The organism is Marinovum sp., from assembly GCF_034669705.1.
Lineage (GTDB): Bacteria > Pseudomonadota > Alphaproteobacteria > Rhodobacterales > Rhodobacteraceae > Marinovum.
In genome coordinates, this window is the sequence record NZ_JAXMOR010000001.1 from 136,838 (window position 1) to 160,664 (window position 23,827).

Annotated in this window: 20 protein-coding genes; 14 read left to right on the forward strand and 6 right to left on the reverse strand. The window is 66.4% G+C overall.

Going from position 1 to position 23,827, the window contains the following annotated elements:
• Positions 1–2 precede the first annotated feature (2 nt).
• The 4 genes from VOI27_RS00735 (at position 3) to VOI27_RS00750 (ending at position 4,531) form a co-directional block, all read left to right on the forward strand.
• The gene (locus VOI27_RS00735) at positions 3–371 is read left to right on the forward strand and encodes a response regulator (RefSeq protein WP_323763359.1); all 369 of its coding nucleotides are present in this window, start codon (positions 3–5) and stop codon (positions 369–371) included.
• Positions 368–643 carry a hypothetical protein gene (locus VOI27_RS00740; protein ID WP_323763360.1) on the forward strand — a complete coding sequence of 92 codons (276 nt, stop codon included), beginning with the start codon at positions 368–370 and terminating at the stop codon, positions 641–643. Before VOI27_RS00735 ends, VOI27_RS00740 begins: the two co-directional genes overlap by 4 nt.
• Entirely contained in the window at positions 640–3,357 is a 2,718-nt protein-coding gene (locus tag VOI27_RS00745; RefSeq protein WP_323763361.1) for an ATP-binding protein, read from the forward strand. The genes VOI27_RS00740 and VOI27_RS00745 overlap by 4 nt, the downstream gene beginning before the upstream one ends.
• A gap of 67 nt (positions 3,358–3,424) precedes the next feature.
• Entirely contained in the window at positions 3,425–4,531 is a 1,107-nt protein-coding gene (locus VOI27_RS00750) for a FliM/FliN family flagellar motor C-terminal domain-containing protein (RefSeq protein ID WP_323763362.1), read from the forward strand.
• A 14-nt stretch (positions 4,532–4,545) separates the two neighbouring features.
• Here the strand turns inward: VOI27_RS00750 and VOI27_RS00755 are convergent, their stop codons facing one another.
• On the reverse strand, positions 4,546–4,977 hold the full coding sequence (locus VOI27_RS00755) for a TIGR01244 family sulfur transferase (RefSeq protein ID WP_323763363.1): 432 nt from the start codon (positions 4,975–4,977) through the stop codon (positions 4,546–4,548).
• Between the two features lie 241 nt (positions 4,978–5,218).
• Between VOI27_RS00755 and VOI27_RS00760 the strand changes: the two genes are divergently transcribed.
• A complete protein-coding gene (locus VOI27_RS00760) occupies positions 5,219–5,434 on the forward strand; it encodes a hypothetical protein (RefSeq protein ID WP_323763364.1) in 216 nt (71 codons plus the stop codon).
• A gap of 112 nt (positions 5,435–5,546) precedes the next feature.
• Here the strand turns inward: VOI27_RS00760 and VOI27_RS00765 are convergent, their stop codons facing one another.
• Entirely contained in the window at positions 5,547–5,762 is a 216-nt protein-coding gene (locus VOI27_RS00765; RefSeq protein ID WP_323763365.1) for a hypothetical protein, read from the reverse strand.
• Between the two features lie 116 nt (positions 5,763–5,878).
• Here VOI27_RS00765 and VOI27_RS00770 point away from each other — a divergent pair, with 116 nt between their 5' ends.
• The 7 genes from VOI27_RS00770 (at position 5,879) to VOI27_RS00800 (ending at position 15,389) form a co-directional block, all read left to right on the forward strand.
• The gene (locus VOI27_RS00770) at positions 5,879–6,151 is read left to right on the forward strand and encodes a DUF2312 domain-containing protein (protein WP_323763366.1); all 273 of its coding nucleotides are present in this window, start codon (positions 5,879–5,881) and stop codon (positions 6,149–6,151) included.
• 4 nt (positions 6,152–6,155) lie between these two features.
• Entirely contained in the window at positions 6,156–6,566 is a 411-nt protein-coding gene (locus tag VOI27_RS00775) for a CopD family protein (protein WP_323763367.1), read from the forward strand.
• Positions 6,567–6,637: 71 nt separating this feature from the next.
• Entirely contained in the window at positions 6,638–9,346 is a 2,709-nt protein-coding gene (locus VOI27_RS00780; RefSeq protein ID WP_323763368.1) for a M1 family metallopeptidase, read from the forward strand.
• A gap of 138 nt (positions 9,347–9,484) precedes the next feature.
• Positions 9,485–10,342 (forward strand): lysophospholipid acyltransferase family protein, encoded by an 858-nt coding sequence (locus VOI27_RS00785; protein WP_323763369.1) that lies wholly within the window; start codon positions 9,485–9,487, stop codon positions 10,340–10,342.
• Positions 10,343–10,592: 250 nt separating this feature from the next.
• On the forward strand, positions 10,593–12,164 hold the full coding sequence (locus VOI27_RS00790) for a Re/Si-specific NAD(P)(+) transhydrogenase subunit alpha (protein ID WP_323763370.1): 1,572 nt from the start codon (positions 10,593–10,595) through the stop codon (positions 12,162–12,164).
• A 13-nt stretch (positions 12,165–12,177) separates the two neighbouring features.
• On the forward strand, positions 12,178–13,611 hold the full coding sequence (locus VOI27_RS00795) for an NAD(P)(+) transhydrogenase (Re/Si-specific) subunit beta (protein WP_323763371.1): 1,434 nt from the start codon (positions 12,178–12,180) through the stop codon (positions 13,609–13,611).
• A 488-nt stretch (positions 13,612–14,099) separates the two neighbouring features.
• On the forward strand, positions 14,100–15,389 hold the full coding sequence (locus VOI27_RS00800; RefSeq protein ID WP_323763372.1) for a DUF3422 domain-containing protein: 1,290 nt from the start codon (positions 14,100–14,102) through the stop codon (positions 15,387–15,389).
• Here the strand turns inward: VOI27_RS00800 and VOI27_RS00805 are convergent.
• From VOI27_RS00805 to VOI27_RS00820, 4 genes are all read right to left on the reverse strand, one after another.
• The gene (locus VOI27_RS00805; RefSeq protein WP_323763373.1) at positions 15,316–16,398 is read right to left on the reverse strand and encodes a YeeE/YedE family protein; all 1,083 of its coding nucleotides are present in this window, start codon (positions 16,396–16,398) and stop codon (positions 15,316–15,318) included. The genes VOI27_RS00800 and VOI27_RS00805 overlap by 74 nt on opposite strands.
• Before the next feature lie 209 nt (positions 16,399–16,607).
• On the reverse strand, positions 16,608–17,558 hold the full coding sequence (locus VOI27_RS00810) for an ABC transporter permease (protein ID WP_323763374.1): 951 nt from the start codon (positions 17,556–17,558) through the stop codon (positions 16,608–16,610).
• A complete protein-coding gene (locus tag VOI27_RS00815) occupies positions 17,551–18,588 on the reverse strand; it encodes an ABC transporter permease (protein WP_323763375.1) in 1,038 nt (345 codons plus the stop codon). The genes VOI27_RS00810 and VOI27_RS00815 overlap by 8 nt, the downstream gene beginning before the upstream one ends.
• 86 nt (positions 18,589–18,674) lie before the next feature.
• Positions 18,675–20,372: a peptide ABC transporter substrate-binding protein gene (locus VOI27_RS00820; RefSeq protein ID WP_323763376.1), complete on the reverse strand. Its 1,698-nt coding sequence runs from the start codon at positions 20,370–20,372 to the stop codon at positions 18,675–18,677.
• A 257-nt stretch (positions 20,373–20,629) separates the two neighbouring features.
• Here VOI27_RS00820 and VOI27_RS00825 point away from each other — a divergent pair, with 257 nt between their 5' ends.
• Positions 20,630–22,447: an ABC transporter ATP-binding protein gene (locus tag VOI27_RS00825; RefSeq protein WP_323763377.1), complete on the forward strand. Its 1,818-nt coding sequence runs from the start codon at positions 20,630–20,632 to the stop codon at positions 22,445–22,447.
• 53 nt (positions 22,448–22,500) lie between these two features.
• Positions 22,501–23,664 carry a M20 aminoacylase family protein gene (locus VOI27_RS00830; RefSeq protein ID WP_323763378.1) on the forward strand — a complete coding sequence of 388 codons (1,164 nt, stop codon included), beginning with the start codon at positions 22,501–22,503 and terminating at the stop codon, positions 23,662–23,664.
• Positions 23,665–23,827 lie beyond the last annotated feature (163 nt).

Genomic DNA, 23,827 nt, shown 5'->3' on the forward strand with positions numbered 1-23,827 from the left:
CGATGGGCAAACGGGTTCTCGTCATCGAGGACGAGCCGAACATCATCGAGGCGATCAAGTTCTTCCTGTCGCGCGACGGCTGGGAGGTCTTCACGCATTCCAATGGCCATGACGCGCTCGAGACGGTGGCGCGGCGGAGGCCCGACCTGCTGATCCTCGATGTCATGCTGCCGGGCCGGTCTGGCTACGAGATCCTGCGCGAGCTCAGGGCCTCGGCGCGCTGGGCCGCGCTTCCGGTGCTGATCCTCACCGCCCGCGGCCAGACCCGGGATCGCGAGATGGCCGCCGCCGCCGGTGCCAGCCGCTTCATGACCAAGCCGTTCTCGAACACCGACATGCTGAAAACCGTGCGCGAGCTGACCGAGGCATGAGCGATCGCCCGCGGCACCTGTTTGTCGAACGCCAGACCTATCGCCGGCGCCGGCTGCAGGATGCGGCGCGGGTCCTGCCGGTGCTGGGCATCGTGCTGATCCTGGTGCCGCTGCTCTGGGCCGAAGGAGCGGGCGGCGTCGCCATGTCGAGCGCGGTGATCTACCTCTTCGCGGTCTGGGCGGCGTTGGTCGGTGCGGCGATGGGGCTGTCGATCTTCCTGCGCGACGACCGCGAGGACCTGCCCGAGGAGCGGCGGGGCGAGGCGGAATGAACACCGTCAACCTGCTGATCGCGGTCTGCACGGTCTACGTGGCGCTGCTCTTTCTCGTCGCCTTCGTGGCCGAGCGCAGCGCCCTGCGCGGCCGCGGCCGCTGGCTGCGCTCGCCCATGGTCTATACCCTGTCGCTGTCGATCTACTGCACCGCCTGGACCTTTTACGGCGCCGTGGGATATGCCGCGCGGTCGGGGCTGGAATACATCACCATCTACCTCGGCCCCACCATCGTGATGATCGGCTGGTGGTGGGTGCTGCGCAAGCTGGTGCGGGTCGGCCGGGCGCAGCGGGTGACCTCGATCGCCGACCTGATCTCGGCGCGGTTTGGCAAGTCCAACCTGCTGGCGGTGGGGGTCACCATCCTCGCCGTGGTCGGCACCACCCCCTATATCGCGCTGCAGCTGCAGTCGGTGACGCTCTCCTTCGCGTCTTTTGCCGATGCCGTGGGCCAGCCGGGCCGCGGCGATGGCGCCCGGGTCTCGACCGCGCTCTGGGTGGCGATGGGGCTGGCGCTCTTCACCGTGCTCTTCGGCACCCGCAACCTCGATGCCAACGAGCGCCACCACGGCGTCGTCATGGCAATCGCGGTCGAAGCGGTGGTCAAGCTCGTGGCGCTGCTGGCGGTCGGCGTCTTCGTGGTCTGGGGGCTCTCCGGGGGCGTGAGCGAGACCCTGGCGCGGATCGATGCCTCTCAGATCGGTCATTGGCAGATGGATGGCGGCCGCTGGGCGGCGCTGACCTTGCTGTCCGGCGCGGCCTGTCTCTGCCTGCCGCGGATGTTTCAGGTGATGGTGGTGGAAAACGCCGACGAGGCGCATCTGCGCACCGCCTCCTGGGCGTTTCCCGGCTACCTTTTGCTGATGAGCCTTTTCGTGGTGCCGATTGCGGTCATGGGGCTGGAGCGGCTGCCGGCGGGGGCCAACCCCGATCTCTTCGTCCTCACCCTGCCATTGGCCGAGGGCCAGACGGCGCTGGCGATCTTTTCCTTCCTCGGCGGGTTTTCCTCGGCCACTTCAATGGTGATCGTGGCGGCGCTGGCGCTGGCGACCATGGTGTCGAACCATATCGTCATGCCGCTCTGGCTGCGCTGGACCGGCGGGCGGGCCAGCGTGTCGGGCGACGTGCGCCACGTGGTGCTGCTGTCGCGGCGGATCTCGATCGCCGGCGTGGTGGCGCTGGGCTATGTCTATTACCGCATCACCGGCGGCGGCGCGGCGCTGGCCTCGATCGGGCTGGTGTCCTTTGCCGGGGTGGCGCAGGTGCTGCCGGTGATGATCGGCGGGCTCTACTGGCGCGGGGCGACGCGTCTGGGCGCGCTGGCCGGTCTCAGCGTCGGTTTCGGGCTCTGGGGCTATTCGCTGTTCCTGCCCAGCCTCGGCGGCGGGATCATGCCGCAGGCGATCCTCGATCAGGGCCTGTTCGGGATCGGCTGGCTCCGGCCGCAGGCGCTGTTCGGGATCGAGGGGATCGACCCGCTGGTGCATGCCACGCTCTGGTCGCTGCTGCTCAACGCTCTGAGCTTTCTCATCGTCTCGCTGGCAAGTTTTCCGACTCCGCTGGAACGGCTGCAGGGCGCGCAGTTCGTCAACGTGCTCAATCAGGCCGGCCCGGCGCGCAGCTGGTCGGCCGGGGCGGCGCAGACCGAGGATCTGATGGTCATGGCGCAGCGCATCCTCGGCGCCCGCGAGGCGCAGGCCTTTTTCGAGCAGGAGGCAGCGCGGCAGTCGGGCCGCCCGGTGCGGCCCGGCGAGCTGCCAGAGCCCAGCCCCGACTTCCTGCAACGGCTCGAGCGCGAGCTTTCCGGCTCGGTGGGTGCGGCGACGGCGCATGCGATGGTGGCGCAGATTGTCGGCGGGGCAAGCGTCTCGGTGCATGAGTTGCTGGCAGTGGCCGACGAGACCGCGCAGATGATCGAGTATTCCGACCGGCTCGAGGCGCAATCCAAGGAACTGGCCGCCACCGCCGCCAAACTGCGAGAGGCCAATGACAAGCTGACCCGGCTGTCGGTGCAGAAGGATGCCTTCCTCAGCCAGATCAGCCACGAATTGCGCACCCCGATGACCTCGATCCGGGCGTTCTCCGAGATCCTGCGCGATTCGGCCGATGTCTCGCCAGAAGAGCAGAGCAGGTATTGCTCGATCATCCATGACGAATCCATCCGGCTGACCCGGCTGCTCGACGATCTGCTCGATCTCAGCGTGCTGGAAAACGGACAGGTCAATCTCAACATCCGTCAGGGCGACCTGCGCGCGGCGCTGGACAAGGCGGTCTCGGCCGCCGCCGCCGAGGGCGATGCCGGTCTGCGGGTGCTGCGCGACGAGGGCGCCGAGGCAATCGCGCTGGAGACCGATTTCGATCGTCTCGGGCAGGTCTTCATCAACCTGATCGCCAACGCGCGCAAATATTGCGACGCCGCGGTGCCAGAGCTGCGGATCGCCGCGCAGTCGCTTTCGGATGGTCGCGTCAGGGTGGATTTCATCGACAATGGCACCGGCATTCCGCCAGAGGCCCGCGACCTGATCTTCGAGAAGTTCGCCCGCGCCAGCCCGCAGATGGCCGGGGGCGCGGGTCTTGGCCTGTCGATCTGCCGGCAGATCATGGAACGGCTCGGCGGCGCGGTGGATTACCTGCCGAGCGAGCGCCATGCGCATTTCCGCGTCACCCTGCCGGCCGTGGCGGCTGCGGCCCGTCCGGGGGTAAGGCGAAGTTAACCAATTGACGCCATAGATCGAGGGGTATGTTGAAAGGGCCTGTCCGGCCCCGTGGTGACCGGGAATCATGGCAGACAGCCAACGCAAGAATCTGCTCAGGGATCTGGCCTCTGCCGCGCGCAGGGCGCAGGACACGCGCGAGATGTCGCCGGCCCGGGCCCTGCGGCTGGGGCTGGCGCGGGCGGCAGCGCAGCTCTACGAGCTGCCGTTGCAGGTGACCGAGGTCCGGACATCGCAGCTCTCTCTTGACGAGGTGGCCGAGGCCTGCGGCGAGGAGATGCTGGTGGCGCTGCTCGACGGGCCAGAGGGCGCGCGCGGTGCGGTCGGGCTGAGCCGGGCGATGGTCGCGGCGCTGATCGAGGTGCAGGTGATCGGCGTGGTCAGCACGCTCGAGGTCGGCACCCGCCGGCTGACCCCCACCGATGCGGCAATGGTCGCGCCCTGGCTCGATGCCGCGTTCGAGCGGGTCGATCACGCTCTCGAGGAGGATGTGACGCCGAAGGGCAGGGGGCATGACTGGATGGTCGGCTACCGTTTCGGTGCCATGGCCGAGGACGGCCGCGCGCTGGCGCTGGCGCTGGATGCGGCGCGGTTCCGGCTGCTGCGGTTGACGGTCGACGTGGCGCTGGGCCGGCGGATCGGCGAGGTGCTGCTGCTGCTGCCGATGGCCGAGGCGGCCGAGCGCCCGACGCCCGATGCTGGTGCGGCCACGGGCGAGAGCTTGCTGCAGGTGCCGGCCGAGCTGAAGGTCATCGCCGGCCGGGTCTCTCTGCCGCTGGCACGCGCCGGGGCGCTGCAGCCCGGCGACCTGCTGCCCCTGACCGGCCTGTCGCTTGGCGCGGCAGAGCTGCGCTCGGTCGATGGCACGCTCGCCGGCAAAGCGCGGCTTGGCCGGATGGGCGAGCATTGGGCGGTGCGTTTCGGCCCGGCAGAGCGCGGGACGACAGGACGCTCTGACACAAGACGCAGCGAAGGCGGGCAGGCAGACCCGGGGCCCCGCGAGGCGCAGCCGCAGATCCCGCCTCAAGCCGCGCTGCCGCGTCAGACGGCTCTGGCAGCTCCGGCCGATCTGCCGGAGCTGCCGCCGTTGGATTTTGACGACCCGCCGGAAGGGGCGCCCGGCGTGGTGCCGCTTGGCAACGCGCAGGACCTCGGCAATGCGGGCTTCGAATGATCCGGCAGGCGGGCTCAGCCCTGGCGCATCATCTCGAGCTGTGGCCGCAGCCCGGCGAGGTCATATCCCGCCTCGGCGGCCCGCGCGAGGATGTCGTCGGTGCTGCGCGCGCCGGCCATCGCCTGGCCCAGAGACCAGATCACCGTGCAGCGGGTGCCGGAGGCGCAATAGGCCAGCACCGGACCGTCGGCCTCGCTCACCAGACGTGCCTGCTCGGCGATATTCTCCGGCGTCATGGTCTGATGGGTCAGCGGCAGGAGGTGAAACGCCAAGCCCGCGGCCTCGGCCGCACTTTGCACTGCCGCGGCCTGCAGCTGCGGCGGCACTTCGGCGTCGGGGCGGTTGCAGATGACGGTCGAAAACCCGGCCGCGGCCAGCGCGGCAGTGTCCTCGGGGGTGATCTGGGGAGAGACGTGATAGCTCTCGTCAATATGCCTGATATCCATGCTGCTCTCTTAGTTCGGCGCGCCGCCCCTGTCCAGTTGCCGCCGCATCACCTCGGCCCAGGGGCCAACGGCCGGGTGCCGCGGGTCACAGAGACAATTTGTCGCCTGCCGGAAAATCGTGCAACGCCCGGAAGATGGCCGAAATCCCGGCCAAAACCAGCCGGTATACAACCATAGCCTGCATAAAACCGTTAAGCGAATCTGCCAAACTGCTATAACCGCATCTACGGGGAGGACCACTATGACGAAACTGCAATATCAGAACCTGATTGCCGATATCGAAGCCCAGATCGCCGACAGCGGCCCGATCGACCGCTCGCGCCTGCGGGCGCATCTTGCCGCGATGAAGCGCCGGGCAGCGACCGATGGCGTCAGGCTTTATCGGCCGGGTGCACGGCCGGAACAGGACCGCATCGAGGAAGAGATCGAGGCGCAATTCGACAACCTGCCGGTTTGAGCGCCGGACAAAGCCCGGTTGAGCGCCGGACAAAGCCCGGTTGAGCGCCGGACAAAGCCCGGGTCTGCCCCTTCGCGGGGCGGGCCCTTTTCTCAGCTGAAGGACCGGTTCGTCAGCCGAAGGAAATGCCGACGATCACCATCATCAACCCGATGACCGACAGGAACAGCGAGCCGAGGTTGCGCGGCAGCACCCGCTGCATCACCGCCCGCATTGCCGCGTCGTCAAGATCGGCCTTGCGCGCCCGGATCACGGTGACGATGCACCAGACCAGCCCGAGCAACCCTATCACCGACAGCGCGGCGCCGCCCCAGATCAGCCAGTCCATGTCTCGTCTCCTGCGTCATTTCGCGCGTCGGTAATAGAAGCGGCGTGCCATCGCAAGGGTCTTGCGGTAGACGCCCGGCAAAGCTAGCAACGTCTGAAAACAGGCAGGAGCACATCATGGACGTGACCGAGAACGACACCGGACTTTCCGACAGCTACAAGGTGACCGCAAATGAGCTGCGCCAGTTCATCGAGCGTTTCGAGCGGCTGGATCAGGAAAAGAAGGACATCGCCGAGCAGCAGAAAGAGGTGATGGCCGAGGCCAAGGGGCGTGGCTACGACACCAAGGTGATCCGCAAGGTGATCGCCCTGCGCAAGCGTGACAAGGACGACATCGCCGAGGAAGAGGCGGTGCTCGAGATGTACAAGGAAGCGCTGGGCATGTCCTGAGCCGATGGACTGGGTCAAGATCCTGCATCTGCTCTGCGTCATGGGCTGGATGACCTCGATCTTCGCGGTCCCCCGGGCGCTGATCTACTGGAAGCGCGAATGGGCGCGGTTGGGCGAATTCGGTCCGCTGGGGGATCTGACCTACCGGCTCTATCGCTTTTCGGCCGGTCTTGGGGTGATCGCGCTCCTGACCGGCCTCTGGCTCGGCTGGGCCTGGGATTTCGCGCCCTGGGTCTGGCTCAAGCTGGCGCTGGTGACGCTGCTGGCGGGGCACTACGTGCTGACCGGCCGGATGGTGGCACGGGCGCGCGGCGGCACCTTTCGCGAGAGCGATCTTTTCCTGAGAATATTCAACGAGATCAGCGTTCTGGGCGTGGTGGCGGTGCTCTGGGTGGTGGTGGTCAAACCGTTCTGAGCAGGCCCGGGTTGTAGCCCACCGGCGCAGCGCCTACCTTCCGCTCCAGACCCATTTGGAGCAGGCCCGCCATGAAAGACGCATCCCCCCAGACCATCCATCTCAAGGATTACACGCCCTTCGGCTTTACCGTAGAAAGCGTCGAGCTGACCTTTCGGCTGGCGCCGCATGCCACGCGGGTGCTGTCGAAGATCCGTTTTGCGCCCAATCCTGCGGCCAGTGACAAGACGTTTTTCCTGCATGGCGAGGATCTTACGCTGATCTCGGCGCGGATCGACGGCAAGGAGGTCTCGCCCGAGGTGAGCGACAGGGGTCTGACCTGCGCGGTGCCAGAGGGAGCCTTTACCTGGGAAGCCGAGGTCGAGATCGACCCCGCCAGCAACACGGCGCTGGAGGGGTTGTACATGTCGCCGCTGGACGTCAGAGGCGGCGAAAGCCAGACCAAAAAGGATGCGATGTATTGCACCCAGTGCGAGGCCGAAGGCTTTCGCAAGATCACCTTCTACCCGGACCGGCCCGACGTGATGTCGGTCTTTACCGTGCGCATCGAGGGCGATCTGCCGGTCCTGCTGTCGAACGGCAACAAGGTCGGGCAGGGCGCGGGCTGGGCTGAGTGGCATGATCCCTGGCCGAAACCGGCCTACCTCTTCGCACTGGTCGCCGGAGATCTGGTCAATCACCCCGACAGCTTCACCACGAAATCGGGCCGCGAGGTCGAACTCAATATCTGGGTGCGCAAGGGCGATCTGCACAAATGTGCCTTTGGTATGGAAGCGTTGAAACGCTCGATGGCCTGGGACGAAGAGGTCTATGGGCGCGAATATGACTTGGATATCTTCAACATCGTCGCTGTAGATGACTTCAATATGGGGGCTATGGAGAACAAGGGGTTGAACATTTTCAACTCTTCCGCGGTTCTGGCCAGCCCCGAGACGGCGACCGACATGAACTTCGAGCGGATCGAGGCGATCATCGCGCATGAGTATTTCCACAATTGGACCGGCAACCGGATCACCTGTCGCGATTGGTTTCAGCTCTGCCTGAAAGAGGGGCTGACCGTGTTCCGCGACGCGCAGTTCACCTCGGACGTGCGCTCGGCCCCGGTCAAGCGGATCGGCGACGTCATGGACCTGCGCGGGCGCCAGTTCCCAGAGGACAACGGCCCGCTGAGCCACCCGGTGCGGCCGGAGAGTTTCCAGGAAATTAACAATTTCTACACCGCCACGGTCTATGAAAAGGGCGCCGAGGTAATCGGCATGCTGAAACGACTTGTCGGAGAGGAGGCGTATTACAAAGCAGTCGACCTGTATTTCCAGCGTCACGACGGCGATGCGGCGACAATCGAGGATTGGCTGAAGGTCTTCGAGGACACGACGGGCCGCGACCTGAGCCAGTTCAAGCGCTGGTATTCGCAATCCGGCACACCACGGCTGACGGTCGAGGAGACCTGGGGAGAAGGCGACACCAGCGCGGGCGGTGCGCCCGCGTCCCGGCCCCCGGCCCGGGACATCCGCGCAGGCCAGGAGGCCCCGGATCAGGTCCGGGGCGCGGCGGCGACAGCCGCTGGCGGCACCTACACGCTCACCTTCCGGCAGCACACCCGCCCGACGCCGGGGCAGGCCGAGAAGCTGCCGCAGGTGATCCCGATCGCCGTGGGTCTGATCGGTCAGAACGGCGACGAGGTTCGCGCGACCGAGGTGCTGGAAATGACCCAGGCCGAGCAGAGCTTCCGTTTTTCCGGGCTGGCCGCCCGGCCGGTGCCGTCAATCCTGCGCGATTTCTCGGCGCCGGTGATCCTCAACCGGACCCTCGGCAGTGCCGAGGCCGCCTTTCTGCTGGCGCATGACAGCGACGCCTTCAACCGGTGGGAGGCCGGCCGCACCCTGGCCCGCGCCACGCTGATCGACATGGTGACCGGGGATGCCAAGCCCGATGCCGATTACCTCGACGGTCTGAGTGCCGTGCTGCGCGACCGGGCGCTCGACCCGGCGCTGCGGGCGCAGATGCTGGTGCTGCCGACGCAATCCGAGATCGCCCAGGTGCTGCACGACCAGGGCGAGACACCGGACCCGGATGCGATCTACAGCGCGCATGAGGCGCTGAAGCTGCGCATTGCCGAGCATCTGCAGGACCTGCTGCCGGTGCTCTATGCCGAGAACCAGGTCGAGGCGCCCTTCCGCCCGGATGCCGAACAGGCCGGCAAGCGGGACCTGGCCGGGGCGGTGCTGTCGCTGCTCAGCCGGATCGACGGCGGCGACCAGGCGGCGCGGCAGTATCAGAGCGCCGACAATATGACGCTGCAGCTCTCGGCGCTCTCCAGCCTGTTGATTGCCGGCAAGAAGGGCGAGGCCGAGCTGGCGGCCTTTGCCGAGCAGTGGCGGGAGGACCGGCTGGTGATGGACAAGTGGTTCGCGCTGCAGGTCGCCCACGCGGCCCCGGCGCAGGCGGCGGAGGTGGCGCTGCGGCTGACGCAGCATCCGGAGTTCACCCTGACCAACCCCAACCGCTTCCGCGCGGTGATGGGCGCGCTGGGGATGAACCACGCGGGCTTTCACCACGGCTCGGGTGCGGGCTATGCGCTGATGGCCGACAAGCTGATCGCGCTGGATGCCAAGAACCCGCAGACCACCGCGCGGATGTGTGCGCTGTTCCAGACCTGGCGGCGTTATGACGCCACCCGTCAGGGTCATGCAAAGGCCGCGCTGGAGCGGATCGCCGCGACCCCGGACCTCAGCCGCGACACCACAGAGATGGTCACGCGGATGCTCGCGGCCTCCTGAGCAGCCCCGCCGCCCCGGTCCGAAAGGGGCGGCGGGTTTCAGCGCAAGGCGGGCGGTTTTTGCACCCTTCGCCTTTCCCTGCTGCGAAATCGCGCCATATGTCATGAAGTTGTTGCCAAGCCATGACGATTTGGGCGAATGAGAGATCGCATAGACCCACTGATTCAAGAGCGCGCCAACTGGCTCTTCGCAGACCGGTTCCCCGCGCGACTGGCCCGCCGCCTCCTCGACCGCGTGTTGAGCTACGAGGAAACCGTTGCGTTGGCCGGCGAGCTGCGCGATGCGCCCTATCCCGAGATCATGGACCGCATGGGCCGGCTACTGGCGCGGCAGGTCGAGGCCGAGGGGCTCGAGCATATCCCGGCCGCCGGACCGGCGCTGATCGTCGCCAACCACCCCACCGGCATCGCGGATGGAATTATCCTGCACCGGCTTCTGGCGCGCAAACGTCCCGATTGCTACTTCTTCGCCAATCATGACATCCTGCGCGTTCTGCCGCAGATGGAGGGGATGATCGCCCCGGTCGAATGGCGCAAGGACAAGCGCAGCCATGCCAAGACCCGCCAGACCATGGCCTACACCTGCAAGGCGGTGACGGACGGCCGGCTCGGGGTGATTTTTCCCTCGGGACGGCTGGCCAAGCGGCGCGGCCTCAGGCTTTACGAGCGGCCGTGGATGTCCTCTCCGGTGACGCTGGCGCGCAAGTTCGGCCTGCCGGTGATCCCGCTGCGGATGGAGGCGCGCAACTCGGCGCTGTTCTACCTTTTCGACGCGATCCACCCCAGCTTGCGCGACATCACCCTGTTTCACGAGACCCTGAACAAGCACAGCCAGCGGTTCCGCATCCAAGTGGGCGCGCCGATCGCGGCCGAGGATATCCCGGCAAAACCGGAAGAGGGCATCGCCATGCTGCGCGAGGCCACGCTGTCGCTGGGCGGCGGGCGGTCGGACTACGAGCGCGCCCTGCCGCTGGTGCATGCGCCCGAGCTGGCCTGAAGCACCCGATGACCGGTGCGTTGCGGCGCCAGCTTCACCTTGAGTGGAGGGTGCTCCGCCCGACATTGCAAATAATTCATCAGATTTAGTGATTTACGTCGCGGCATGGACATGCTGCAGAGCAACAAATATGAAGTGCCGGCAGGGAATCGACCTGTAATCTTGCCAAGCGACGGAAGTCGCGTTGAAAGATTATTGCGCAGAGTTTATTGCGCCATGGAACGACGTAACCGACGAAGGAAACGCACACGTGAAAATCGGAACGCCAAGGGAAGTTTTCGAGGGCGAAGCGCGGGTCGCCATGACGCCGGACTCTGCCCGGCAATTGCAGAAACTGGGCCATGAGTGCCTGATCGAATCCGGGGCCGGGACGCGCGCCGGGTTCTCGGACGAGCTTTACCGTGAGGCCGGGGTGACCGTGGTCGACGGCGCCGAGGACCTCTGGGCGCAGGCCGACATCATCGCCAAGGTGCGCCAGCCCGATGCCAGCGAGCTGGGCTATCTGACCGCCGACAAGACGCTGATTTCCTTTTTCAATCCCGCCGGCAACGAGCCCGGCATGGAAGCCGCCAAATCCAGCGGCGCCTCTGTCATCGCGATGGAGATGGTGCCGCGGATTTCCCGCGCACAGAAGATGGACGCGCTGTCGTCGATGGCCAATATCGCGGGCTACCGCGCTGTCATCGAGGCCGGCAACAACTTCGGCCGCTTCTTCACCGGTCAGGTGACCGCCGCGGGCAAGGTGCCGCCGGCCAAGGTGCTGGTGGTCGGCGCCGGTGTCGCCGGCCTCGCCGCGATCGGCACGTCGACTTCGCTGGGTGCGATCACCTATGCCTTCGATGTGCGTCCCGAGGTGGCCGAGCAGGTCGAGTCGATGGGCGCCGAGTTCGTCTACCTCGACTTCGAGGAAGAGCAGGCCGACGGCGCCGCCACCGGCGGCTATGCCTCGGTGTCCAGCCCGGAATTCCGCGAAGCTCAGCTGGCCAAGTTCCGTGAACTGGCGCCCGAGATGGACATCGTCATCACCACGGCGCTGATCCCCAACCGCGAGGCGCCCGAGCTCTGGACCGAGGACATGGTCAAGGCGATGAAGCCCGGTTCGGTGATCGTCGACCTGGCGGCGGAGAAGGGCGGCAACTGCAAGCTCACCGTGCCAGACGAGAAGATCGTGACCGACAATGGCGTGACCATCGTCGGCTACACCGACTTCCCCTCGCGCATGGCGGCCCAGGCCTCGACGCTCTATGCCACCAACATCCGTCACATGATGACCGACCTGACCCCCGAGAAGGACGGCACGGTCAACCACAACATGGACGACGACGTGATCCGCGGCGCCACCGTGACCCACAAGGGCGAGATCACCTTCCCGCCGCCGCCGCCGAAAATTCAGGCGATCGCGGCGCAGAAGAAGGAAAAGCCCAAGGAGCTCACCGCCGAGGAGAAGCGGGCCAAGGAAACCGCGGCCTTCAAGGCGCAGACCAAGCAGCAGTTCACCCTGCTGGGTGTCGGCGGCGTGCTGATGCTGCTGGTGGGTCTCGTGGCACCTGCGAGCTTCATGCAGCACTTCATCGTCTTCGTGCTGGCTGTCTTCGTGGGCTTCCAGGTGATCTGGGGCGTGGCACACAGCTTGCACACCCCGCTGATGGCGATCACCAACGCGATCTCCTCGATCATCATCCTCGGCGCCCTGATGCAGATCGGCTCGGGGTCGTTCCTCGTGATCCTGCTGGCGGCGCTGTCGATCTTCATGGCCGGAATCAACATCTTCGGCGGCTTCCTCGTCACGCGGCGCATGCTTGCCATGTTCCAGAAATCCTAAGGAGTCCGTGCAGATGGAATTCGGATTCACCACTGCCGCCTATGTTGTTGCGGCTGTTCTCTTCATTCTTTCGCTCGGCGGTCTGTCGAACCAGGAAAGCGCCAAGCGCGCGGTCTGGTACGGCATTGTCGGCATGGGCCTTGCGGTCTTTGCCACGCTGGTCGGTCCCGGCTCGGGCCTGTGGCTGCTGTCGCTGATCCTGATCGCCGGTGGCGGCGTGATCGGTGTCTATGTCGCCAAGAAGGTGCAGATGACCGAGATGCCGCAACTGGTCGCGGCGATGCACTCTCTGGTCGGTCTCGCGGCGGTCTTCGTCGGCTTCAACGCGCATTTCGAGATGGGCCGGGTGCTGGCCATGGACCCGGCCGAACGCGCCGCGCTCGACGGGTTTGCCGGCGTGCTGGCGCATAAATCCGGTGCCGAACTGGCGATCCTCAAGGTCGAGCTGTTCCTCGGTGTGTTCATCGGTGCGATCACCTTTACCGGGTCGGTCGTGGCCTTTGGCAAGCTGGCCGGCAAGGTCACCTCGGCCGCCACCAAGCTGCCGGGCGGGCACATGCTCAACCTTGCAGCGGCGATCCTCTCGGTGGTCTGCCTGATCTGGTACTTCAACACTGGCGGCTTTTTCCCGCTGTTCCTGATGACCCTGGCGGCGCTGTTCATCGGCTACCACCTGATCATGGGCATCGGCGGCGCCGACATGCCGGTGGTGGTCTCGATGCTCAACAGCTATTCGGGCTGGGCCGCGGCGGCGATCGGCTTCTCGCTGGGCAACGATCTGCTGATCGTGGTCGGCGCGCTGGTTGGGTCTTCGGGTGCGATCCTGTCCTACATCATGTGCAAGGCGATGAACCGTCACTTTGTCAGCGTCATCCTCGGCGGCTTCGGCGGCCCGGCGGGTGAGCAGATGGCGGTCGAGGGCGAGCAGGTGGCGATCGATGCCGACGGCGTCGCCTCGGCACTGAACGACGCCGACAGTGTCATCATCATCCCCGGCTACGGCATGGCGGTGGCGCAGGCGCAGAACGCGGTCTCGGAACTGGTGAGCAAGCTGCGCGCCAAGGGCAAGAACGTCCGCTTCGCCATCCACCCGGTGGCGGGCCGGCTTCCGGGCCACATGAACGTCCTCCTGGCCGAGGCCAAGGTGCCCTATGACATCGTGATGGAGATGGACGAGATCAACGAGGACTTCCCGGAGACCGACGTTGCCATCGTCATCGGCTCGAACGACATCGTCAACCCGGCGGCGCAGGACGATCCCAACAGCCCGATCGCCGGCATGCCGGTTCTGGAATGCTGGAAGGCCAAGCAGGTGTTTGTGTCGAAACGCGGCCAGGGCACCGGCTATTCCGGCATCGAGAACCCGCTGTTCTTCAAGGACAATACGCGGATGTTCTATGGCGACGCGAAAGAGAGCCTGAACAGGCTGCTGCCGCTGATCGACTGACCCGCGGTTGGGGGGGACGCCCCAGCCGAGGCAACATCAGGGCCTTTCCGGAGCGATCCGGGGAGGCCTTTTCTTTTGCCGCTCCGGCAAACAAGGGTTTACGTATATACATTAGCTATATTATAGATAGCTGTGTCGCGGCGCAGACCGCGTGTGAAACCCTAGTGCAAGGAGCCAGACCATGGCGAGCAAAGCAAAGATCAAAGACCTGAAAAAAGAAGTGGCCGACCGCAAGAAGAAGGTCGCAAAGCAGGAAGCCAAGCTGAAGAAGGCCAAGAAGGCGCTGAAAAAAGCCGCCTGAACCGGGCTCTGTTTCTCCAGATCCTCCGGGGCGGCGCAGCGATGCGGCGCCCCGTTTGCCTCGGGCCACCGGGACGCTGAGCGCGGTATGCCATTGTATTCACGTAACTTGTTGAAAGTGCGACAATAACTTCCTTTTGCCAGCGGTGGTAAGCGGCTAGGTTGCGCAAAACATCAAGGCTGCAGCCATGCGTGAATTTACCGATCATCCCCTGCGATACCAGCTCTCCAACGAGCTGCATGCGCGGCCGTTTCCACGCGCACATGCGCCCGGTAGGGCGGTCTATCTCGTTGTCAGAAAAGAGAATAACGCGGCCTCTCGTGACAAGACCGAGGATCTGGCGCATCTGATCGACCTGCTCGACCGCTATGGCGCGCCGCATCCGCAGCCCGGCGCGACTCATCACTCGGCGCAGATCGGCAAGCACAATCTCAAGTGGGAAAGCCACACCGAGGTGGTGACCTATTCGGTCTTCATGGACGGGCTGGGCGAGCGGCCCTTCGATCCGGCGGATTTCGATGTCTTCCCGCGCGACTGGCTGGCCAATGCGCCGGGCCAGCGGGTGAGCTCGGCGCTGATCCGGGTCGAGGCGCCGCCGGAATACGACATGCTCAACCACGAACTGCAGGAGTGGTTCGTTCCGGAAAGCCTCGCGGTCAGCCACGTGCTCGAGGGTGCTGCGATCGTCGCCGGTGATTTCCGCATCGATCCCGCGGGTCACATGCGGTTCGCGGTGTTCCCGGCCGAGGGCACCGGCGCCAGCCGGGTGGGGCGCATCCTGCAGCGGATTTGCGAGATCGAACTCTACAAGTCGCTGTCGATGCTGGGCTTTGCCCGCTCGCGCGAGCTGAGCCCGGTTCTGGGGGTGCTGGATGACAAGCTGTCCGACCTGATGAGCCGGATGACCGACGAGGGCGCACCCGCCGACCAGACGCTGCAGGCGCTCTTGGCGATCTCGGCCGAGCTGGAGGCGGAATCGGCCACCTCCTCGTTCCGTTTCGGCGCCACCGGGGCCTATGAGGCGATCGTGTTGCAGCGCATCGAGATGCTGCGTGAGAGCCATTTCAACGGCCGTCAGAGCTGGCATGAATTCATGGTCCGGCGCTACGACCCGGCGATGCGCACGGTGAAATCCACCCAGCGGCGGCTCGAGACCATGGCTGAGCGGGCGATGCGCGCCAGCGAGCTCTTGCGCACCCGGGTCGAGGTCGAGCGCTCAGCGCAGAGCCAGTCGCAGCTCGAGGCGATGAACAAACGCGCCGAGCTGCAGCTGCGCCTGCAGGAGACGGTCGAGGGACTCTCGGTGGTGGCGATCAGCTATTACGCGGTGTCGCTGGCCGGCTACCTGGCCTATCCCTTCGGCAAGGGCCTCGGGATCAGCAAGGAATGGGTGCTGGCCGGGCTCACTCTGCCGGTTGTGCTGCTTGTCGCCTGGGCGCTGCACCGGATGAAGAAGCGCCTCGGCGCCCCGCATTGAGCGCCGCATTGGTGGCCAGCGCGCCGCCGGCAATCGAGACCAGTGCCAAGAGCGCCGCCACCGACAGGCTCGGCACGCCGGCCAGGCCCGCGCCCACGGTGCAGCCGCCGGCCAGCACGCCGCCGACGCCCATCAGCGCCGCGCCCGACAGGTAACGGCCGGTCTCGCGCGGCGAGACGAAGCTCTGCCAGCGGAACGAGCGGAAGGCGAGCGCGGCCAGCAGCGCGCCGCCGAGCACGCCGCCGAAGAAGCCGACGCCAAAGCCCGGCTCGATCGAGGTGCCGGCGACGACCCAGAACAGGCTCTCGGTGGCTGGCGCGGTGAACGACAGGCTCTCCATCGCGATCGGGTCGAAGTCATCATAAAGCACGAAGCCGGTGCCGACCCAGGCGGCGGGCACCAGCAGGCCGAGCAGCCCCGCCATCACCAAGTGCGCGGCACGGGAGCCCGAACGCAGCGCGAAGCCCAGCGCCAGAACCGCGATCCCCCCGGCCCAGAGCAGCGCGCCGCCGGGCAGGGCGGCCAGCGAGATGCTTTCGCCCAGCGGCAGGGTGACGCTGGCCAGCGCGGTGCGGGCCGGGGCGAGAACCCCCTTGAGCGTGGCATGGGCCACCACGGCAAACACCAAAATCACGGTCAGCGCCCGCAGGTTGCCGCCGGCGCCCAGCACCGTCAGCCGCGAGATGCAGCCGCGGGTCAGCACCATGCCGGCGCCAAACAGCGCGCCCCCCAGCGCAATCGCCAGCCATGCGAGATCGCCGGTCATGAAGCGGTGATCGTCAAAGCCGATCAGCCCCGCGGCCACAGCGGCCTGTGTGCCGATCACGGCGGTGGCTAGCGCCATCAGCCAGACGCCGGCGGCCTGCTTGCGGTCTTCGCCGACCAGCGCGCGGCGAAAGCAGAACTTCGTCCGCTCGGCCAGCACCCCGAAAAGCGCGCCAAGGATCAGGGCGAGCACGAGGCTGGCCTGTTTGACGGTGGTTTCCTCGAACCCGAATTGCTCGAACATGGGGCAGACTCCCTTTGGCAGATCCGCATGCACATGCGCCCTGAACGCCGCGCGATCAAGGGGGCAGTGTGGGTCTCGGCTGCAAAGTCAGGGAACAGTCGACTTGTCGCCGCGGGTTTGAGCGGAAAGCCGTTCCAGCTGGCACTAGGGGCGGGAACATCGCCTGCACAACGCGCCCGATAGGCCGAACAACCGGTCTTATTTGCCGCTCAGCGCCCGCGGATGCGCGGATCGAGCGCGTCGCGCAGCCCGTCGCCGAGGTAGTTCACCGACAGCACCGTGAGCGAAATCAGGATACCGGGCCAGACCGCGCGCTCGGGATAGCTCGACAGCCGTGCGACGCCGTCGTTCAACAGCCGCCCCCAGGTGGGGAAATCCGGCGGAAAGCCGAAGCCGAGGAACGACAGCGCCGATTCCGTGATGATCGCCGTGGCGATGCCAAGCGCGGCCGAGACCAGCACCGGCGACAGGATATTGGGCAGCAGGTGGCGGGTGATCAGCCGCGCATTGGTGGTGCCGATCGAGCGTGCGGCGAGGATAAACTCGCGCTCTTTCAGCGCCAGCACGTCGCCGCGCACGATCCGCGCCACCTGCATCCACGATGTCAGCCCGATCAGCGTGACGATCAGCAGAAAGGTGCCGCCTTCGGGGCCGAACCGCTGCGCCAGCGCCTCGCGAAAGAGCAGCGAGGCGACGAGGATCAGCGGCAGCAGGGGCAGGGCGAGGAACAGGTCGGTGAGCCGCATCAGCGGCGCATCCAGCCGGCGGTAGAAGCCGGCGATCAGGCCCAGCCCGGTGCCCAGCCCGACGGTGAGCGCCATGGCGGCGAGACCCACGGCAATCGAGACCCGCCCGCCGAACATCAGCCGCGCCAGCGTGTCGCGGCCGAGGTTGTCGGTGCCCAGCGGATGCGCCCAGCTCACCTTGGCCGCACCATCCCAAAGCGCCACGTAGATCGGCCTTGTGTCGCGCAGGTTCAGGAAATCGCGGCCGCGCGGCAGGAACTGCGGGTCCACCGTCCAGATCAGCGGTCCGAGGAAGACCCCGGCTATGATGAAGACAAACACCGCCGCGCCGAACATCGCGCCGCGATGGCGGCGGAACTGGTGCCAGACCTCGGCCCATTGGCTGCGCGGCGGGGCCTCGGCGCGGTCAGTCATAGCGGATCCTCGGGTCGAGCAGCCCGTAGGCGAGGTCGGCTAGCAGGTTGAAGAGCACGATCAGCACCGCGAACACAAAAGTCAGGGTCTGCACCATCGGCAGGTCATTGGCTTCGATCGCGGTGATCAGCAGCTGTCCGATGCCGTTCACCTTGAACACCTGCTCGGTGATGATTGCACCGCCAAAGATGTTGGGCACCCCCAGCGCGATCACCGTCACCACCGGGATCATCGAGTTCCTGAGCACATGCACCAGCACCACATTGGGCTCGCCCAAGCCCTTGGCGCGCGCGGTGCGGACATAATCCTGGCCGAGGTTGTCGAGCATCGAGGCGCGCATGAAGCGCGACAGCTGGGCGGTGATCTGCAGCGTCAGCACCATCACCGGCAGGATCATCTGGTTGATCTGGACCAGCAGGCTCTGCCAGTCGGTGACCTGATGCGTGGTGTCATAGATCGAGGGAAACCAGCCCAGCTGGACTGAGAAGATCACGATCACCAGCACGCCGGAAAAGAACGGCGGCACCGAAAAGCCGATCATCGACACGAAGGTGCCGGCCTGGTCGAACCAGGAATACTGCCGGTAGGCCGAGTAGATGCCGATCGGCACCGCGATGACGATGGCCAGCAGATAGGCGGTGCCCACCACCCAGAGCGTCTGCGGCAGCCGCTGCGCGACGATGTCCATCACCGGCGAGCGGGTCTGCCAGGAGATCACCCGCTGCTCGCCGCGGTAGAGCGCGGTATCGGGCAGCCAGCCAAAGAGCGCGCTGTCGCCGGTGAGCCAGTCGACCAGTACCCGCGGCTCGACCCAGACCATCTGCACCAGCCATTTCCAGAACTGGATGTGCAGCGCCTCGCCGAGGCCCAGCGCCTCGCGCATCTTCTGCTTGACCTCGGGCGGCACGGTCAGCGGCACCTGCGCCATCGGATCGTTGGGCGCGAGGTTGAGCAGCAGGAAGATCGCCAGCGCGATGAGGAGCAGCGTCGGCACGGAGAGCACCAGCCGTCTGATGGCATAGGTCAGCATGTCCGGGAGAGCCTGTCACGGCGCCGGTGCGCCTGTCGGGAAGGGGGGGCGCCAGGCGGAAAGCCCGTCTGGCGCCTAAGGATCGCTCAGTCGGCGCGGCGCCAGGCGTCGATGTTCCACAGCTCGCTGTCCCAGGCGTTCATCACCACGCCCTCGAGCGTGTTCGCGCGCGCCGCGACGGTGCCGCGATGGACCAGCGGGATCATCATGCCTTCCTCGATTGCCATGTCGTTGAGCTGCCGGCCGATCTCGCCGCGCGCCTCGTTGCCCACCGTCCGGGTGAGCTCTTCGTGCAGCGCGTCGAAGGCGGGATTGCAGTAGCGCGCGATGTTTTCGCCTTGCCACTGTTTCTCGGGGGTCGGCGCCTTGTCGCAGAGACCGTTGCCGAAATAGCCCTGCGGGTCGGTGCCGCCGAAGGTATTGGCGTACATCTGCACGTCGGCATAGAACCTCTGGAAGGTGTCGGGGCTGCCGGCATCGCCGCCGAAGAACACAGAGGCATTGATGTTGCGCAACTCGGTCTCGATGCCGATGTCGGACCACATCTGCTTGATCAGCTCCTGGCTGTCCTGACGCACCGCGTTGGTCGAGGTCTGGAACAGCACCTTCAGCGGCACGCCGTCCTTTTCGCGGATGCCGTCGCCGTCGGTGTCGATGATGCCGGCCTCGTCAAGCAGGGCGTTGGCACCCTCGAGATCCTGTTCGGCGCAATCGAATGTGTCGGAGTTGTACCATTCCGGCGCCGGCACCCAGTTGCAGGTGACCTTGCCGGCCGGGCCATAGCCGACCTCGACCAGCAGCTGCCGGTCAATGGCCATCGACATCGCCTTGTAGACCGCCGGGTTCTGCAGGAAAGGATGTGGCTTGATGATCGCGCGCTCGTCGGGGCCGAGGCTCGGGTCGGGGTTGGTGTGGTTGAGCATCAGCCGTTCCATCGTCGGCCCGAAGTCCGAGATGAAGACCCCCTTGCCGCCGGCCTCGAGGCTCTCGATGATGTCTGGTGCCAGCTGCTGGTTCCAGGCGTAGTCGAACTCGCCGGTCTCCATCACCGCCCGCGCCGCCGAGGCCGGATCGCCGCCGCCCTTGAGCGTGACCTTGGCGAAATAGGGCCGGTCGGGCTTGCGGTAGTTCTCGTTGGCGGCATAGACGATCACGTCATTCGGCCGGAACTCCTCGACCACGAAGGGGCCGGTGCCGATGGGAGCGAAATTGGCCTCGGTGCAGCTCGAGGCGGCCGCGCCCAGGCAATCGGCGAATTGCGCCGCCTGCAGGATCGGGCTTTCCATGCCGACAAAGGCCACATGCGGGTTGGGCGTCGGGCTGTCGAAGGTGACCACGACAGTCTGCGCATCGGGTGTCTCGACCGAGGTGATGCCGTTGAACTTGGACTGCTGGGCGCAGCCGCCCTCGGGGTGGGTGCAGTATTCGTAGGTGAATTTCACGTCGGCCGAGGTCAGCGGCGTGCCGTCTGACCAGGTGATGCCGGGCGAGAGTTTCCAGGTGATCTGGGTCAGGTCCTCGCTGACGCCGCCATTCTCGACCGTGGGAATCTCGTCGACCAGCCAGGGGGTCAGAATGCCTTCCTCGTCGAAACGCGCCAGCGGCTCGAGGATGATGCCACCCGCTTCGGTGTCCTTGCGCCCGCCTGACAGGAACGGGTTCAGCGTCGAGGGCGCCTGCCAATAGAGGATGCGGACCTCGCCATCACTGCCGCGTTCGGCCTGCGCGCCGGTGGCCATCGCAAAGCTCGCTGTCGCCCCGAGCAGAAGGGATCTGGCTGTCATGTGGGTCTCCTTGGTGGATGTGCCGCGCTGGCCGGAATGGGGCCGCGTGCGTTCGATCGTGTTAGGCTGGTGCGGAGGGCCTAAGGGTGAGAGAGGTTAATGGCTACCCCTTGCACGTGTGCATATCGAAACAGAAGCTGAAAGAAATGCAAGTGCTGTCGTGCGGCCACAGCCCGTGACCGCCGGCGTTTGACACCGGTCGAGGCGGGGCCTAGCCTGCCGGACCTCGCAGACCGCCCCCACAGGAGCCCCGCCAGATGCTCGATCAGCCGATTGCCAGGGTCGATCGCCTGCGCGTCACCTTTGACACCCGGTCCGGTCCGGTGGTGGGCGTGGCCGACCTGTCGTTTGACATCCACCCCGGCGAGACGCTTTGCTTGGTGGGCGAATCCGGTTCCGGCAAATCGGTCTCCTCGCTGGCGCTGATGCGGCTGGTGGAATTCGGCGGCGGCGAGATCGCCGGCGGGCGGCTGCTGTTTGACCGGCGCGAGGGCGGCGCGACCGATCTGGCGCAGGCCCGGCCGGAAGAGATGCGCGCCATCCGCGGCAACGAGATCGGGATGATCTTTCAAGAGCCGATGACCGCGCTCAACCCGGTGTTTCCCATCGGCCGACAACTCACCGAGGGGCTGCGGCTTCATCGCGGGATGAGCGCACAACAGGCCCGCGCCCGCGCGCTCGAGCTGTTGCAGCAGGTGCGGATGCCGGAGCCGGAGCGGCGGCTGAAGCAATATCCGCACGAGTTGTCGGGTGGCATGCGCCAGCGGGTGATGATCGCCATGGCGCTGGCCTGCAAGCCGCGCCTGCTGATCGCCGACGAGCCGACCACCGCGCTCGACGTCACCATCCAGGCCGAGATCCTGGCGCTGATCGACCGGCTCAAGCGCGAGACCGGCACGGCGGTGCTGTTCATCACCCATGACATGGCGGTGGTGGCGCAGATCGCCGACCGGGTGGTGGTGATGCACCGGGGCCGCAAGGTCGAGGAGGGGCCGGTGGGCCGGATCTTTGCCGCGCCGCAACATGACTACACCCGCGCGCTGCTCGCCGCGGTGCCGCGGCTGGGCGAAATGCGCGGCAAGCCGGCGCCGGAGCCGATGCGCCTGCCGGGGGCGGTGGCTCAGGCGGCCGCGATCCCCGGCAGCGCGGCGCCGCTCTTGCGCGTGCGCAACCTGACCACGCGGTTTGACGTCAGGGGCGGTCTCTTGCGTCGCCGGGTGGCGCAGGTGCATGCGGTCGAGGATGTCTCCTTTACCCTCAACCGGGGCCGCACCCTCAGCCTCGTCGGCGAATCGGGTTGCGGCAAATCCACTGCCGGGCGTTCCATTCTGCGGCTGGTCGAGCCGACCTCGGGGCAGGTGCTGCTGGACGGCACCGATGTCACCGGACTGGGGCCGGGTGGCTTGCGCCTCGCGCGGCGCGACATGCAGATGATCTTTCAGGACCCCTTCGCCTCGCTCAACCCGCAGATGCGGCTGATCGATCAGGTGAGCGAGCCGTTGCGCAATTTCGGCCTCGCCTCCGGCAGCGCGCTGACCGACCGGGTGGCCGAACTCTTTGACCGGGTGCAGCTGCCGCGCAGCTTCCTGCGGCGCTACCCGCATGAGCTCTCCGGGGGCCAGCGCCAGCGCATCGCCATCGCCCGGGCACTGGCGCTGAACCCGAAACTGATCGTTGCCGACGAAGCGGTCTCGGCGCTGGATGTCTCGGTGCAGGCGCAGGTTTTGAACCTGATGATGGGGTTGCAGGCCGATCTGGGGCTGTCGTTCCTGTTCATCAGCCATGACATGGCGGTGGTGGAACGGATAAGCCATGACATAGCCGTCATGTACCTTGGCCGTATTGTCGAGATCGGGCCGCGGGCGGCGGTGCTCGACACCCCGCAGCACCCCTATACGCAAGCGCTGATCAGGGCGGTGCCGGTCGCCGATCCTGAGCGGCGCAAGCTGGAAAAAGACCTTGCGTTCAAACCCATCCCATCGCCAGTTCATCCTCTCGGCCACAGGCCCGAACGCTCGGAATACCGGCAGGCCGGCCCCGATCACTTTGTCCTGACGACCGCGTCGGGATATTGACGGCGGGGTCGGAAAGGCGCACCCCTGAGCCAGTGCAGTAAAGGAGACCGATCATGCCCGTGAAGAACCGTTTTGCCGAGCTTCAGGAGGAAATCACCGCCTGGCGCCGCGATCTGCACGCGCACCCCGAGATCCTCTTCGACACCCATCGCACCGCCGGCGTCGTGGCCGAAAAGCTGCGCGACTTCGGCTGCGACGAGGTGGTGACCGGCCTCGGCCGCACCGGCGTGGTCGGCGTGATCCGCGGCAAGGCCGACAGGTCCGGCAAGGTGATCGGTCTGCGCGCCGACATGGACGCGCTGCCGATCCACGAGCAGACCGGCCTCGACTATGCCTCGAAGACGCCCGGGGCAATGCATGCCTGCGGCCATGACGGCCATACCGCAATGCTGCTCGGCGCCGCCAAGTACCTCAGCGAGACGCGCAATTTCGACGGCACCGTGGTGGTGATCTTCCAGCCCGCCGAAGAGGGCGGCGGCGGCGGCAAGGAGATGTGCGACGACGGTCTGATGGCGCGCTGGGGCATCCAGGAGGTCTATGGCATGCACAACTGGCCCGGCGTGCCGCTGGGCAGCTTCGCGATCCGCCCGGGCGCCTTCTTTGCCGCCACCGACCAGTTCGAGATCACCTTCGAGGGCCGCGGCGGTCACGCCGCCAAGCCGCAGGAGACCGTCGACAGCACGGTGATGGCGGCGCAGGCGGTGCTGGCGCTGCAGACGATTGCCAGCCGCAATGCCGATCCGGTCGATCAGGTGGTGGTCTCGGTGACCTCGTTCCAGACCTCGTCGAACGCCTTCAACGTGATCCCGCAGAAGGTCGAGCTCATGGGTACCGTGCGCACCATGTCGGCCGAGATGCGCGACCTGGCCGAGACCCGGCTCACGGCAATCTGCGAGGGCATTGCCGCCACCTTTGGCGGCACGGCAGAGGTGACCTATCACCGCGGCTACCCCTGCATGGTCAACCACGAGGAACAGACCGAATTTGCCGCCGAGGTGGCCCGCAAGGTCGCCGGCGACTGCGCCACCGCGCCCCTGGTGATGGGCGGCGAGGATTTCGCCTATATGCTCGAAGAGCGGCCCGGGGCCTATATCCTGGTCGGCAACGGCGACACCGCGGCGGTGCATCACCCGAAGTACAACTTCAACGACGAGGCGATCCCCGCGGGCTGTTCCTGGTGGGCCGAGATCGTCGAGAGCCGCATGCCCGCCGCCTGACGCGCGGCCCGCCCCGGACCTGATCCGCGGCCTCGCGATGGGTGTCGGACGCGAGGTCCCGGGGCAAGGCCGGAGGACGTACGCTCCTCTCGACAGCCCGTTGCCGACCCCGCTTGCCAAGGAACGCCTGCCGGACATACCCAATCCCCGCCCCGGACCTGAT

What these genes read in the sequence shown, in the direction of transcription:
- VOI27_RS00735 (WP_323763359.1), top strand. Translation starts at nt 3, where the DNA reads ATGGGCAAACGGGTTCTCGTCATCGAGGACGAGCCGAACATCATCGAG.
- VOI27_RS00740 (WP_323763360.1), top strand. Translation starts at nt 368, where the DNA reads ATGAGCGATCGCCCGCGGCACCTGTTTGTCGAACGCCAGACCTATCGC.
- VOI27_RS00745 (WP_323763361.1), top strand. Translation starts at nt 640, where the DNA reads ATGAACACCGTCAACCTGCTGATCGCGGTCTGCACGGTCTACGTGGCG.
- VOI27_RS00750 (WP_323763362.1), top strand. Translation starts at nt 3,425, where the DNA reads ATGGCAGACAGCCAACGCAAGAATCTGCTCAGGGATCTGGCCTCTGCC.
- VOI27_RS00755 (WP_323763363.1), bottom strand. Translation starts at nt 4,977, where the DNA reads ATGGATATCAGGCATATTGACGAGAGCTATCACGTCTCTCCCCAGATC.
- VOI27_RS00760 (WP_323763364.1), top strand. Translation starts at nt 5,219, where the DNA reads ATGACGAAACTGCAATATCAGAACCTGATTGCCGATATCGAAGCCCAG.
- VOI27_RS00765 (WP_323763365.1), bottom strand. Translation starts at nt 5,762, where the DNA reads ATGGACTGGCTGATCTGGGGCGGCGCCGCGCTGTCGGTGATAGGGTTG.
- VOI27_RS00770 (WP_323763366.1), top strand. Translation starts at nt 5,879, where the DNA reads ATGGACGTGACCGAGAACGACACCGGACTTTCCGACAGCTACAAGGTG.
- VOI27_RS00775 (WP_323763367.1), top strand. Translation starts at nt 6,156, where the DNA reads ATGGACTGGGTCAAGATCCTGCATCTGCTCTGCGTCATGGGCTGGATG.
- VOI27_RS00780 (WP_323763368.1), top strand. Translation starts at nt 6,638, where the DNA reads ATGAAAGACGCATCCCCCCAGACCATCCATCTCAAGGATTACACGCCC.
- VOI27_RS00785 (WP_323763369.1), top strand. Translation starts at nt 9,485, where the DNA reads ATGAGAGATCGCATAGACCCACTGATTCAAGAGCGCGCCAACTGGCTC.
- VOI27_RS00795 (WP_323763371.1), top strand. Translation starts at nt 12,178, where the DNA reads ATGGAATTCGGATTCACCACTGCCGCCTATGTTGTTGCGGCTGTTCTC.
- VOI27_RS00800 (WP_323763372.1), top strand. Translation starts at nt 14,100, where the DNA reads ATGCGTGAATTTACCGATCATCCCCTGCGATACCAGCTCTCCAACGAG.
- VOI27_RS00805 (WP_323763373.1), bottom strand. Translation starts at nt 16,398, where the DNA reads ATGTTCGAGCAATTCGGGTTCGAGGAAACCACCGTCAAACAGGCCAGC.
- VOI27_RS00810 (WP_323763374.1), bottom strand. Translation starts at nt 17,558, where the DNA reads ATGACTGACCGCGCCGAGGCCCCGCCGCGCAGCCAATGGGCCGAGGTC.
- VOI27_RS00815 (WP_323763375.1), bottom strand. Translation starts at nt 18,588, where the DNA reads ATGCTGACCTATGCCATCAGACGGCTGGTGCTCTCCGTGCCGACGCTG.
- VOI27_RS00820 (WP_323763376.1), bottom strand. Translation starts at nt 20,372, where the DNA reads ATGACAGCCAGATCCCTTCTGCTCGGGGCGACAGCGAGCTTTGCGATG.
- VOI27_RS00825 (WP_323763377.1), top strand. Translation starts at nt 20,630, where the DNA reads ATGCTCGATCAGCCGATTGCCAGGGTCGATCGCCTGCGCGTCACCTTT.
- VOI27_RS00830 (WP_323763378.1), top strand. Translation starts at nt 22,501, where the DNA reads ATGCCCGTGAAGAACCGTTTTGCCGAGCTTCAGGAGGAAATCACCGCC.